This is a genomic window from Pontibacter aydingkolensis, from assembly GCF_019443125.1.
GTDB lineage: Bacteria > Bacteroidota > Bacteroidia > Cytophagales > Hymenobacteraceae > Pontibacter > Pontibacter aydingkolensis.
In genome coordinates this window covers 352121-365648 of the sequence record NZ_JAHYXK010000002.1, presented here as the reverse complement: position 1 = coordinate 365648, position 13528 = coordinate 352121, and the positions used below count along the sequence as shown (strand labels likewise).

Here is a 13528-nt window from a genome sequence, read left to right as displayed (position 1 = left end):
CAGGATTCCCTTTCTTTGATAGGTGGTGATAATTACCAATCTATATGAGATACTATAAGTTCTAATTCTGTTTCAATCAACGTATCACCCGTCTTGATGTCACGACCGTTAGTCATGAATTCCACGTTTCTAAGCTTGTGAGTAGCCGTACCTGAATTATCAGGTTTTGCATAACTAACTATAATTGAAAACGGCGGTATGTCCTGCAAACGTCTGTTTGGGGCTGCGGCTGTCAATGCTTCAATTTCTGATGCGTGCAAGGTAATAGAAGCTGTTGCTTCGTATGCACCCTGGGAACGCGATACTGGCATGCTGCCTGCACCACGGTTGTTAGTTTTCTCCTGCTTATCTGAATAGTTGATAGCAGAGATACGTGTAACGGGTATGCCAGCTACGATAAAAGTTATCTTTGACCAGCTATACTCTAATCCATTTATTAACATTATTCTGTTCCTCTATTTTGATTTATTTTAGTGCGTAGCCTATGTTTACTACAATCTTTCTGGCAACACCTAGCGGAACAAGGGACAATGAAATCTCCAGTTTAGAAGACGCCAGTACGTTCTGGTCCGGGTTGATAAGAACCGTGAAAGAAGATAGTTCGCCAGCAAATTGAAGTGATTCAAGCGCCTGTGTAGCAAGTAACTCGAACTTAGCTATAGTGTCCTCAGACAGTTTGCCGGCAGATAATGTAAGCGGAGACATCAGTTCAGGCAGTAGCATGGTTCTTACGCCCATGATAGCCTTGTTGATGGTTCTTACATTTTCGATGGTAGAGTAGTCTGAAGTAGCCGCGTCAGATGTCAATGAGTCAGCGAAGTATGTACCAGCGATACCAGTATACTTTCTTGCTACCAGATAACCTTTATCTTTCAGGTCAGACAAAGCAGCGTCAGTTAAAGCGTTTACTTTATCGCCAGTTGCGATAGCAGGTTCTTCCATTTCAATACCGTCAGAAAGGTTGAATTTTCTAATCCAGCCGATGCTTTCAGATACTTTTGCTTTAGAAACTGTACCAAGTGCCAGTCCAACGTTTGCTACGCTAGCAGACTTACCGTCAGAAGCCAGTACAGTAGTTACATAAGGGGCCGTAGCAATAGCTGACGGAAGTGTTGCAGTAGTCAGGGTTGAGAATTTCGCACCATACAGTATAGATACCGGCTTGAATGAAGCATACAAACCTTCTGCGATAGTATTCAGGGTAGTAATCTGTGCTGCAGCGAACACCGAAGCGTCAGCCACAACACCTACTAATTTAATTTCACCATTAGAGTAGTTTACCAGCGAAGTAACTTCAACGAAGTTGTAAGTAGAAGCTGGTACAGCGTTGATGCTGATGTAAAGTTTACCCGAGGTGTTACCTCTAAAGAATTCCTTTACCTGGTAATGAATTGAACCGAAGAGTGCCGAGGTGATACCTAGCGCTTCTGCTTCCGCTACTGAATAGACAATCTTAATTCTTTCAGTAGTAGAGAAGCCAGTTGGCAGTGCAGCAGAATAAAATACTATACCAGCAACACCGTCTGCGCTTTGCAGTCTACGACCCAAACCATTTCCATTCTTTACAAATGTTATATCATTTAATGCCATGATTTATCTGTTTTGTTTTTTGTTTGGTTGTAAAAAAGGCCAACCAATAATTGTAATTGATTGGCCTTGATTACTCTGTTATGTTGCCTGATTAAACAGACTGGACAAGTGCTACAACACCTTTATTGTCAGCGCGAAGCTTAGAGAAACCAGCCCACTGGATGGCACTTAGGATAGAACCGTAGTACACAGGGTTGTTTTCATCATAAAGCATTTCAGTAGCGCCCATAGCTTTTGCTACAGCAGAGGGATGGTATGCAATACAAGCTAGGTTATCGGTACCAACACCAGCAGCACCGAAGTCCTTCGGTGTACCATCGGTCGCATAAACTGCAACAAATGGACGGATGCTGATGTCAAAACCGAATAGCTTCAATACAACACCAGTTTCTAGCGCGTTGTTAGCGAAACCATTGTAAGCAGAATTAAGCATGTTGTCTTGTGCTAGAAGCTGATAGAACATATCAGTCTGCATAATTAGCTTTCTGCCATTCTTTGGCATGCCCTGCTTATCAAGCACTTGGGCAAGCTTCATGATGTCAGCAGTAGTAACTGCTTTACGGTTGGTAGAAACACCTTCAGCAAGTGCCGTGTTAGTAGCAGTACCTGAAGTGGTTACTTTTGTGATAGCACCTTTTGCGTATTCTTTTAGGGCTTCGTTACCCATTCTCTCTGCAAGGGTACGGAAACCTTCACCTAGGATAGACTGACGCTTGTCGTAAGAAATCTGTGCAGTCTCTAGGTCAGTAATTCTTACTGGGCTAATAGTAAACTGGCGAATGTCGTAAGTTAATTCGCTGTCAGTTCTTTGTAGCACACCTGCAGGAAGTACAGTACGGTCAACTTGTATGTCTATTACCGAACCAGCCTGTGGTACGTGTACTGTACGGTTCACGATATAAGCATCGTGGTTAGTTACTGTAGCTAAAAATGGAGAGTCCATTTTTATAGCTTCTTGGATGTCGGCAATCCAAAGTTCTTTGTTTAATGCCATAATTGTTAGCTTCTTTTTTTTGGTTTTTTTGTGTGGCTTTTCACCGCAGCTAACAGTATAAAGGGGTGCTGAAAATTTGTCTTTTTCTTAGTTATGGCATAAGCGCAAATAAAAAAGCCTGACCAGGACGGTCAGGCTTTCCAGCACTTAGGAAAGGAAAATATATAAAATTTGTGCCGGTTATAGGGTAGGGTAAACGCCGTACTCTCTCTTGTACATTTCCTTGAATATCTCTGGCGTTTCGTTCAGTATTCTTTCGAGTTCAGCAGGGTTTTCCTTTTCAAGCTGACGGAAAGTTTTCTCTGTAGGAATTGCATTAGCAGCAGTAGACTTATTCACGATGTCCATGATGTCAACAGATGCCTTGTTTACTACGATGTTATCTAAGGCCTTTTTAGCGCCGTCGAAATCAATCTTGATGAAGTTTACCCAGGTATCTTTTACATCGGCTGTAATCTTACCTGCTTCCAGGGCAGAGTTTATAACAGCCATTTCTTTAGCTTCTTTCTCTGCTTTCAGACGGTTATTTTCTTTCTCAACCAGTTCATTAGCAACTTTTTCCTGTTCAGCAAGCTTTGCCGTAAGTACTTCGTTTGCCTTTGCAAGTTCTTCCAGCTTCGCTTTCAGTTCATCAGCAGACTCTTCAGCTACCGCTTCTTCTTTAGGTTCTTCTACCTTTGCTTCTTCGGGTTCCGCTATTACCTCTTCAGTTACAGCTTCTTCATTTATTACCTCAGGAGTCTCTACAACTACCTCAGCGTTTTCAATTACAGTTTCTTCAACTTTAGGTTCTTCCATTACTTTGATGTCGATTTTATTATAGATGTTCACCAATTCTTCCAGAGAAGTATTTCGGGCATCCTGTGTTATAGTGTGATTTGTCGCTACGATTTCATCCACAAATCCTGCGTCTATGGCTTCCTGTGCCGTGAAGAAAGTTTCCTTTGCCATCAGCTGTTCCATGTAGGATTTGTTGATGCCAGGTCTTGTGTTGAAAATAGCTATCAGTGATTGGTTGAATTTCTCAATCACAGCAGGATTATCTATGCCGCCTACTGAATGTATCATCAGTAAACCGTAATTAACAATCCTTACAGTCTTACCAGCCATTGCAATCACACCTGCCATACTGCCTGCCATACCAGCTATGTAAGTAGTGGTGTTCATTGGAGTAGTAAGCAATGCGTCTACTATGTCGTAACCAGCAAGCACCGAACCGCCGCCAGAGTTGATTCTGATTTCCAGGTTCTCTACTCCCAGTTTTTCCAGGTATTTGATTTCATTCACGAACTGGACAGTATCAACCTCAAGACCAATTGTACCTTTCAGCAGCATTACTGCAGATTCCATTGACTCGTCTATGTGTGTATATCTTAATTCCATATCAGTATAAAGACTTCTCCCAGGTTTGTTTATTGTTCAGCTATGAAGCTTATACCGTCCAAAGTCCACACGCCTGCTTCTGCAGTATACATCATTACCCTACCGTCAGCGGCAACAGTACCAGAAGTATTAATCGTTTTGAATGCCATATCCTGTGATGGTCTGTAACCAGCCGGTAAAGTAAATGAGGTATAACCACCACCAGTAGAAACTGAAATTGACATTTGCCCGCGCAAGAATACGATGCCGTCAGAAGTCTTCTTATACTGTGCAGGTTTTGAACCGGAACCGAAATTGGTAGTACCTGCATTATATGTGGCGTTTTGCCAGGCTTCGTTTGTCTTGGTAAGCTTTGTGTTGATGCTATTCGTCAGCGCAGCTACCTCAGAAGTAATCCGGTTGTTTAAGCTGGTATCTCCGTTGGTTCTGTCTGTTATCTCCTGTGTAATTCTACCATCGACATAAGAAGTGATGCTGTACTTTAAAGTCTTTTCAGGCATCGGGTTAAACTTAATCACGCCGTTACCAGATGTCGAGGTATTGCAGATAGCTTTTCTTTGTGTTATGGTGTCCTTTGAAAAACCGTCTTTGTAGATGCGTGGTGATTTTACAACAGTACCTGCCTTAACATAGCAAGGGAAACTGCCAGTATAACCGTCGAACTTCATCACCTGACTGTCGACGAATACCACACCTGCGCCTATTGCAATATTAAAGCCGTTAAAAGACACATCACAGCCGCTGATAACAAAAGCATCGTTTATGCCTGCGCAAAGTGAGTTTAACGCTTCGTGTAATTCATCCTGAATCATCAGGAAGTCTTCTGATGTAATTGGAACACCGCCTGATGGCAGCGGTGAAATAAATTTCTTATTCATTCATCTGTAATAGTTTTTTTAAGGCCAGTTAGTAGCCTTTCATCAGATAGGTGGTACCGGCTATTTTATACTTCTTCACCGTAGCTTCTATCTGTGGTGCTTTTGTCGCCAGCATCGAAGGGTAGTTTACCACGAAGTCATAATCAGCTTCGTATTCTTCTTCGTTATAGCTGTACATAGGTAATGCTTCATCGACTGTGTACAGGTAAACCGGCTGTTCTTCGTGTGTCCGGTAGAAATAATTATTCTCCAGGTCTGAAGCACCGGCATCAATGTAAACTCTGTTCTGGTAGTTGCCAGCATTGAACAAGTCGTTCAGCAGCTTTGAGAACAACAGCACCTGGGCGTTCCATTTGGTTCTCCTGGTAATATCAGGATAGTAGGTGCCGCTAATCCAGTCATTCAATGCCTGCACTGGTGCCGACAACACTTTTAAGAATGCTACAATAAGCGGCATTCTTTTAGTAGGCGGCAACAGACTTTGAATGATGTTTATAAAATTCAGCTTCTTCATCTTATCCCTCGAATGGTTTCATTGTGATAGTATCATCCAATGTGTAAGAGGTTGTATTCTCGCTTAGTACATAACCTGCATAAGACTCATACACCCTTTCATGCGCTGTAGCGCTGTTAATATCATCCGTGTGCATCCTGCACTTGATTTCAAATATCTGCACATCCTGCACGCCTTCTACTGCCTGTATCGCGTCCTGTAGTTTTGATACATAGACGTTACCGCTGAAGTCGATAGAAGCAAAGTAGCTGTTGATTGCATTTACAACATTCTCTTTTACAGTCTCAGGCAGGAAAGCAGGGTTGTAGTAGATGTCACCGTAAACACTTATTCTGTCAGCGTCCAGCGAAGTAAGTATAAGCTTGGTGCCTGCCATCTTTATCTGGTTCAGGTAAGACCTCAGACCAGACATCTCATTGTCTGTCAGCCTTGTTAAGCCGCCCGTACCGTTATCTTTCGCAACCTTCACCAGTACGTTTCTATTCAGGTTATTCTCTTTTACTGAACACCTGGTGATTATCTTCTTGGTGTCGTCAATGGTATTATATTGTACCGTGTCACCAATAACAGACAAGGTTGAACCGTGCTGGTATTCCAGGGCTTTGCGTTGCAGCCACTTGTTTGTGCCTACGTTGGCCTCTTCCGCTATCTTCTCTAAGTCGACTTTGAACAACTCCCAGGTTCTTTCATGGAAATGGGTAGCCACCGCGAAGCAGTATGCGAACAGTCTATACAAAGCAGTCTTTGAACTGGAATTAAGCGATGCTAACTCAGGTTCAGAATTCTTAGCGTCTAGTATTTGGTTGAAAATTTCTTCTATTGAACGTGCCATTTATACCGTTTTCTTTGACAGTATAAATGGCCTTTCAATCTGTTGTTTTTATTGGTATGGCGCTTCAGTACTCCAGGTGGTACCGTAAATGATGCCGTCATTACCTTTGACGTCTTTAGCGTCGTAATACAGCGGGTACTGTGCTATCAAGTCAGGAGTATCAGGATTGAACACCTGATATTTAAAAGTATTGATTTCGCTTAGCGACAATGCTTTTGACCAGAACTGCACATTACATAAGTTTCCTTCTAATGAACGAGGGTCACCGTCTGAGAACCTGCCCATCCTGAAAGCCCGGTTATGTAGTTCAGCATAACCCTCTTGTGCGTAGCTGGCCTGTTCAACCCCGTCAAAATACCTTCTAATTGTAATACCGTCATAAGTTAAACACAAGTGGTACCATACATCATTCAGCATATATGGTACCGGTGCAGTGTACGTCCTTTGGGTTGGTGTGTTTATACTATAAAATGGCCTGCTACCGTATATTCTCATATACGTTCCGCTAGAGTTTGAAAGGAATATCTGGTCTTTCGCTATGTTCGTCGATTTTACCCAAGCCATCATTGTAAACTGCGCCTGGTTCGGCATTATGTTAGTGGCTGAGATATAATCATTTTCGCCTGTACCGTAGAAGGCGCTGCCTTTTCTTTGCCATAGCAAAGAACTGCCCTTACATACCTTTTGGATGGAATTACTACCCAGTCTTACGTCTTTAACTCCCGCTATCATTGTATGAAGTAGATTGTATTTGCGTCTTTCGTAGCAATAGCGTCGTACTGCGCTTGTGTGCCTACCCACATCTTACTTACCGTCTGAGGTGAACCCGTTGATGTAACTGTACCCGTTGGTAGGGCTGTGGTATCAATATTACCGTAGAACTTTCCGGTGTGGTCTATTCTTGCAACCACATTGCTGCCCTTTATGAACTGGTGCAGGTCCCCTGCATTTGACGTAGAAGTACTTACATTAATTGATTTTGCAGCGACATTCGCCGTAATAGAGGTACTCAACTCAACACCTGTGTCAGTAAAAGCAACACTTGAGTAAAGGTTATTCTTCCTATTTAAAATCTTGTCTACATTCAAGTCGCCGTACACCTCACCGCCGCCTGCAGATAGTGCACCTACAGAATCCCAGGGCGCTGCGCCTGCCGAATACCTGGCACCGAAATGTGTAAGGTACACCCTACCGTTAGCAGGCACTATGAACTCGTTGATGGTGATGCGTATACCAGTAGCGTACAAATAAGAACCTGGATAACCGGCAGCATGCGTAACCCCGTCGTTGTTCCAGCTTAATATAGTAAAGGGGAATGTAGTTGTGTCGTTTGTCCTGTCCAATACAGGCACCCAAGCCTGCGGGCCAGTGCTACCGCCATCAGTATAGCAGTACATCTCAACCTTCCAATTCTTGAAACCGCCTCCGCTGCCGCCGTCCCTCCAACCCAGGAAATAAGGCCTGAAGTCTACAGTGGTAGCGATAGTTGGGAACCCTGTAATCTCTATGACCATCGGGCACTTAGTGTTAGGTTCCAGGAAAGAGTACGCTGCGTTGGTACGGCCATTGAACAGCTGCCCCACCATAGACGAGTTGGTCGGAACCCCGTTTTCCGTCATTGTAACATTGAACCTCTTGTCTGCAAAGCTAAGCCAGTTACTGTGGCCGGAAGACATCAACATACCTCTCGTAAACCCTGCTGCGCTTAAATCTCCGCCTACTGTTACGTTGCTTGTGAAGGTGTTGGCTTCGTTCTTCTTTGCGATGTTAGTAGATAGCCTTGAGTCACTGACAGTACCTGTGGTAAGGTTAGATGCGTTCTTGAAAGCCGTATCCGCCTCAGTCTTGGTGTAGTGGGTAGTAGGCAGGTTGTTTACCGTAGTGAAATGTGTCTTACTCATCCTACCGTCAACTGTAGTCGAAGCCATAGGAACGGAGTTGTTGCCTATGTCAACCCAGGAAGTGCCGTTGTACCTGTAGTCCTTGCCATCGGCGTTGACAGTCACAGTCCAGCCTTGCAGTGGACTTGGGTAGGTTGTGGCAAGCTGTGCGTATGTGTCAACGCTGCCCCGCCAGTCCAGATTAGTTGTGATAGCAATTATCTTGTTGTCAACGTCAGCCTGTGTGTAGTAAATATCGTTGTGGTTGTGGTCTACATCAGCCTTGGAAGAAAGGTCTACATTCTGCAAATCGGTTTTCAATGCGTACTCTGGGTGAGTGTGTACAGTATCAGCCTTCAACGCCAAACCAGTAGACAGTTCGTCGTCTGTAACCAAGTTTGGGTGTATGTGGTCTACATCAGCCTTAGAGGATAAATCAATAGTATTTAAATCCGTTTTAAGTGCATATTCGTCGTGCGTATGATTTACCTCAGAGTACTCGGGGAATGTATAAGTATTGTTTCTATCTAGGTAGAAAACCGTTTCTCCCTGTACTATCTTAGCTGGTTCATCTTGTACCGGAACGATTACCGACTTTTCAGTCTCTGTAATCATCAGGTCTACCATTACTTCTGCTGTGTCAGCAGGTGTCTCAGGCGTCAGGTAGTGTATGAAGTCCATTTTGAATTCAGCAACATACACGTATACATTGGTGAAATTCGTATCAGGTTCTTCGCCCACTCTTTCAAGGGGATAAAAGTTCACTCCGTCTGAATACCTGTTTAGTGCCCTGTTAACATTTTCACGTACAGTAAAGCCGATTTCAGGTGAACTATTATAGTCTTCCGTAACGATATGGAATTTAACAGAAGCTTTACCATACTGGTTTAGATGGTTCTTGTGTCCGTACTCAATATTACTGAACTCAATCAACACTGACGGTAAGTATAGGGTGTCAGAACCTTTCTCCATGTTCTGTACCTGGTTATTGAATAGTCTTACATCTTGCACCTCAGGCACTTTGGTTAGGATGTGCTGTTTCAGCGCTTCATATATTAATTTCATTTAGCGTTTAAAAATTTTGTCAAGTTCTTTCTTGATGATTGATTCCACCTGTTTGTTCAGCTTGTTGGATTCGTAGACCATTTCCCTTTGTGGTAGGGTATCGGTGCCGTTCTGGTGGTATTCCGCGTAAGGCGCTGTAATCGCTATCTTGACTCTCTCAAACCTCTGGGAAGTGATTTTCATGGAGTCTCTGAGGTAGCCTGTTTCCACAAGCATCTTCCGGTTAACCTTTAACTTCCGTTCTTTCCACTTCACAAAGCCGTCTTTATCCGTACCCTGCTTCTGGAACTGTACTTTGAAGAATAGGAGGGAATGCTGTGCTACCTTCGTGGTAACTTCTCTCTTGAATTCACCGCTTAGTTGACTCAGTATCTTGTCGAAATCGAAATCGCCATTCTGTGTTAAGCCTATCATAGCAGTATAAAGGCCACAGTCAGGTGTTGTTTGGGCATAAAAAAAGGCGGTAACTATTACCACCTTTCTTCTGTCATGCTTGTATTCTCCGCGTATTCCTTCAGTAGCTTCACAGTCTCGTCAGGCAGGTCCTGGAAGTAGCTGTGGTACTCTCCGAATATCTGTTGTGTCTTGCCACAATTGAAGTTGAATTCTCCTTTGTAGGTTTCCCGGTTCTTCTCTTTGGATATACCCAGTCTTTTTGCATCTCCTTCTGTTAACTGTCTTACTGTGCAGCGACAATTGAAGCCGTTAGTAGGGTAGTGGGTATTCCACCAGGCGTGGTCAACAGGTAGAATTTTTCTGTCCCACTGCTGGTGCTGGTGGCGTACATTGCCATCGTCCCTTGTGATGTATTGCAGGTAAGGGAATGTCTCTTTCTCCGCATCAATCTTCTGCCAATAAGATACCAATCTCGCTTGTTCTACTGCTGTGTTGTATTCAGCTTTCAGCCAATGACGGTTGTAGTTAAGGGAAATCTTCAGGGCCTCACGTTCAAATTCGTCGTAGTCCTTAATCTTATTCTTACCAACTAGTAAGGCAGCTATGTCGCGTTGCTGCTTGTGTGTCTTGAATAAGCTGAAGATTCTGACGTTCTTCTGCAACGCTTCCACCACTTTTTCATCGCTGCTGTACTTGTAGACGTAATTCTGCTTTACTGCCTTATTCAGGTGGTCGTAGGTGCTGTTGAAAACATTTACATCAAACATTTCAGTAGGCTTGCCCTTCGCTTCAAATATCCGCTTAAACCAGTCAGTAAGTGATGGCATCAGGAATGTAAAGAAGCTGTCGCTGTCATTATCTACTATGTAGCCACTGTAACAGGTATACTCGCCGTTTACAGTGGCGAGTCCTTTTTTACGGTGTCTTCCGGTGCCGCAGTAACTTTTGGTTTGGTGGCTGGTATACCGAATTCATCCAGAATAAAGATGTCAGGCACCTCGTAACCTAGCGTCAGAAGTTTGTCCGTCATCTCAAATTTGTCTTTCAGGGAAACGTGTTCCGTATTGTCAAACTTGAAAGTATAGCCTTTCAGAGGGAAGCCCATTTCAATCATTCGAGGTATCAGCAAATCATTGATGGTGAATTCCACAAAACGTGCATCTGCCTCAATCAGGGTGTAGAAGGTATTCTGGTGTACGTTTGCCTGGGAGTATGAACCGCCTTCATCAGTGGTCATTGTCTGGCCTACGATAGCCTTACTGATAGCAGCGTCCAGGTAAGCCAGGAACTGTTCAAATACTTCGCCTGACTTACCGCTTGATTCGTGAATATCAATACTGTCGTCCTTGTCAAACACGCCATAAGCAGCTGTACCCATATTTTTCAGCATGTTCATCATTTCCCTAGCTGAAGACTGGTTGTTACCCATTTTACCTATTCTGATAGGCACACCAAATAACTCTGTATATTGGGCGAAAGCCGCCATTGCCATTTTCTTGTACAGCAACAAGTCTGCGACTTTCATCAGCAATCCTAAGTCTTTCTTGTCCTTGGTTACCGGAACACACCATAGTCTGGTGCCATCAGCTGTATAGGAAACACCTTCCGTAGCGGAAGGATATTTTACAGCAATGCCGAATTCAGGTTTTACATACCGCCTGTCTACTACCTGTATCTCGGTAAACTTACCGTCTTCCACCGGACCTAGCTGAATAAGCGAGTGCCCGTAGAAAATAGAGTCAAGCGTATGTTCCATGAACTTATAGAACCAGGCAGTCTGGAAAAGCTTTGTCTTATCAAGTTCTTCCTTGCCTGTCTTGACGTTGACCAGTTTAAAGTTTTTGCTTGTTACTTTATTCTTCCTGGAATTGATAACAGATGTAAGGTGTGCATCCGTCAGGATGTTCTCGTAAATGTTGTACAGCAGGTCGCGGGTAGGGTTTATAGTAGATTCAGCCATTGCCAATGCAGACTTCAGCGTAGCCATATCCTGCTTTGACCTGGTAATTGACATCTCATTTATTTTGCCCATCAAATCGGCTTTGCCTGGTTGCGGCTTGCTGAAAAGATTAGTTACCGTACTTTTGAATTGGTTATATATTTCCACTTTTATTTCAAGGATTTTTTAGACTAGTATCTGAACTGTGGTTGCGAACCCCATTGCAGCGATGTAGTTGCGTCGTTCTGCAATAGTGGTAGGTCAGGTATGATTGAACCCCGCATCACCAGCTTAAGCCAGTCAATGGCCTGTTCGTACCTTGCCAGTCTTGCTTCAGGAAGTTGTCTCGGTGCTACTCTCGCGTGTATGTGGTATAGTGCAATGTCTACACAATACATCACTATCTGTGAGTTTCTGGCTTCGCCTACTGTAGAAAAAATGGCAGCTACATCAAACTTAGTTTTCAGGTATGATTGCACCTCCTGTACCGCTGCGAGAACTACCGCGTCAAGCAGTGTTGGATTGTTATCCAGAATCTGGGTTAAGTTCTCTGCCTTAATGGCCGCATCAAAATCGCTTTGGGTTAGAAAAATCATGTTCAGTCTATTCTTTTATAGCAGTATAAATTGAATAGACTGAGTTTGTCTTTTGCTTTAGAAAGCATACCTACTGCTGATTTCGTGGTAGCCCAGTTCGTAAGTAAAGGCCCTTTTGCCTCGCTGGAAGATGTCAAACTCAACTGCAAACAAAACGGTAGTCAGGTAGTCAAAAGCGTCCGAGAAGTGGCCGTAGCGTTCCCAGGACTGGCCTGTGTTACGGTCCTTTACCTTTGACTTGTCCTTACCTGTATTTGATTGCTTCTGGAATGAGAGGTCTTCAATTAGCTTCTTACACTTCTTGTTGATGATGATGTTCAGCCCTTGGTAATTACTTTCAAAGATGGAGTTGATGAAAAGGCCACGCTGCTGTACAGATGGGTGCTTTGACTGAACCCTGTCAATAGGGTAGAACTCTAGCAACTCTTCCTTAATGATGGTATAGTTGTTGAATCCTGCGTTAGTGGTCGTTCCTTGATTCTTACCACTTGGGTCACCGCAGTAAGTTATACCTGCTGTGTGGCCTGAATACCTGCGCTTGAATTCCTGTACTATATGAAGCGTGTTGTTATTCGGGTAGGGTAGGTGTACTTCGTCCACAATCCTGAGTTCTCTGCCATCATCCGAAAGCTGTGAGACCAGTAAAGACACAGAAGGCAGCACGTTAAAGTCCCAGCTAAGGTAGATATGCTTATCCGGGTCATAATCGGCTTCACCATTGTCACGGACGTGCTTGTCTAAGTCAAACTGGTTATAGAAGAGTCCGGATGTGTCTGGCGTGCCCCATTCTCCCAATGCGTATACCTGGTAGTAGTGCTTACTCTTCTTCATCTCCTTTTCAAGCACTTCTCTACTGTCCTTGTCCAGGAAGGCATTGTTAAGGAAGGTGGTTTCTACTAAATCCGCTTTAGGATTTCTTACATCAAAGAAATACTTCTTAATCCACAAGTCTTCTGAGACTGGGTTGAAAGCAAGTATAATCTGCTTGTAGTTCGGGTTCCTGTCACGAAGTCGAAGGTCAAGTTGCATGAAGTCATGTTCATCAATCTCGCTTGCCTCTTCAATCATTATGGAAGAGATACCTTTGATGGACTTCAGGCGTTCAACGTCGTCAAGACCTGCAAACAGGATTTCATTGCCGTTGAAGTTGTCCTTAATTCTTAATGGTTGGGAGTAAAAAGTAAAGCGGTAGTTAAGCCCCATCTCATTGATGTGGGTTTCAATATCTTTGTAGCAGGACTCTTTAAGGGTTGATGCTACTTTTCGTACTACCAGTATGCGTTGCTTCGGTTCACTCAGTACACGGAGTACTATTTTTAAAAATGCCCCGTTTGACTTGCCGCTTGAACCGCCGCCTTTAAGTACCAGGTATCTGGCTTTTGATGTAAGAACTTTATCTATTACCCATTGGTTAGTTTTGACCGTTATTTGTTTAGTATTTCCCATTCACTATGTGCTGTT

General features: G+C 43.6%; 14 protein-coding genes. All 14 read right to left on the bottom strand.

What is annotated here, in order from left to right:
- Positions 1 to 32 precede the first annotated feature (32 nt).
- The 14 genes from K0O23_RS03900 to K0O23_RS03835 all read right to left on the bottom strand — a co-directional run bounded on the left by K0O23_RS03900 (position 33) and on the right by K0O23_RS03835 (position 13513).
- Positions 33 to 443 (bottom strand): hypothetical protein, encoded by a 411-nt coding sequence (locus K0O23_RS03900; RefSeq protein WP_219876078.1) that lies wholly within the window; start codon positions 441 to 443, stop codon positions 33 to 35.
- 22 nt (positions 444 to 465) lie between these two features.
- The gene (locus K0O23_RS03895; RefSeq protein ID WP_219876077.1) at positions 466 to 1590 is read right to left on the bottom strand and encodes a DUF2586 family protein; all 1125 of its coding nucleotides are present in this window, start codon (positions 1588 to 1590) and stop codon (positions 466 to 468) included.
- Between the two features lie 91 nt (positions 1591 to 1681).
- Complete coding sequence (locus K0O23_RS03890; RefSeq protein ID WP_219876076.1) at positions 1682 to 2584, bottom strand: phage capsid protein; 903 nt, start codon at positions 2582 to 2584, stop codon at positions 1682 to 1684.
- Between the two features lie 180 nt (positions 2585 to 2764).
- Positions 2765 to 3967 (bottom strand): Clp protease ClpP, encoded by a 1203-nt coding sequence (locus tag K0O23_RS03885; protein WP_219876075.1) that lies wholly within the window; start codon positions 3965 to 3967, stop codon positions 2765 to 2767.
- Between the two features lie 29 nt (positions 3968 to 3996).
- A complete protein-coding gene (locus K0O23_RS03880; protein ID WP_219876074.1) occupies positions 3997 to 4845 on the bottom strand; it encodes a hypothetical protein in 849 nt (282 codons plus the stop codon).
- Between the two features lie 28 nt (positions 4846 to 4873).
- On the bottom strand, positions 4874 to 5359 hold the full coding sequence (locus K0O23_RS03875) for a hypothetical protein (RefSeq protein ID WP_219876073.1): 486 nt from the start codon (positions 5357 to 5359) through the stop codon (positions 4874 to 4876).
- 1 nt (position 5360) lies between these two features.
- On the bottom strand, positions 5361 to 6191 hold the full coding sequence (locus K0O23_RS03870) for a hypothetical protein (RefSeq protein WP_219876072.1): 831 nt from the start codon (positions 6189 to 6191) through the stop codon (positions 5361 to 5363).
- A gap of 48 nt (positions 6192 to 6239) precedes the next feature.
- Positions 6240 to 6854 carry a LamG domain-containing protein gene (locus K0O23_RS03865; protein WP_219876071.1) on the bottom strand — a complete coding sequence of 205 codons (615 nt, stop codon included), beginning with the start codon at positions 6852 to 6854 and terminating at the stop codon, positions 6240 to 6242.
- A 65-nt stretch (positions 6855 to 6919) separates the two neighbouring features.
- Complete coding sequence (locus K0O23_RS03860; protein ID WP_219876070.1) at positions 6920 to 9136, bottom strand: phage upper tail fiber protein; 2217 nt, start codon at positions 9134 to 9136, stop codon at positions 6920 to 6922.
- A complete protein-coding gene (locus tag K0O23_RS03855; RefSeq protein ID WP_219876069.1) occupies positions 9137 to 9550 on the bottom strand; it encodes a phage virion morphogenesis protein in 414 nt (137 codons plus the stop codon).
- A gap of 56 nt (positions 9551 to 9606) precedes the next feature.
- Entirely contained in the window at positions 9607 to 10359 is a 753-nt protein-coding gene (locus K0O23_RS03850; protein ID WP_219876068.1) for a phage head morphogenesis protein, read from the bottom strand.
- Positions 10360 to 10427: 68 nt separating this feature from the next.
- Entirely contained in the window at positions 10428 to 11639 is a 1212-nt protein-coding gene (locus K0O23_RS03845; RefSeq protein WP_219876067.1) for a phage portal protein family protein, read from the bottom strand.
- A 23-nt stretch (positions 11640 to 11662) separates the two neighbouring features.
- Positions 11663 to 12067 carry a phage protein Gp36 family protein gene (locus K0O23_RS03840; protein ID WP_219876066.1) on the bottom strand — a complete coding sequence of 135 codons (405 nt, stop codon included), beginning with the start codon at positions 12065 to 12067 and terminating at the stop codon, positions 11663 to 11665.
- 57 nt (positions 12068 to 12124) lie between these two features.
- On the bottom strand, positions 12125 to 13513 hold the full coding sequence (locus tag K0O23_RS03835; RefSeq protein ID WP_219876065.1) for a PBSX family phage terminase large subunit: 1389 nt from the start codon (positions 13511 to 13513) through the stop codon (positions 12125 to 12127).
- Positions 13514 to 13528 lie beyond the last annotated feature (15 nt).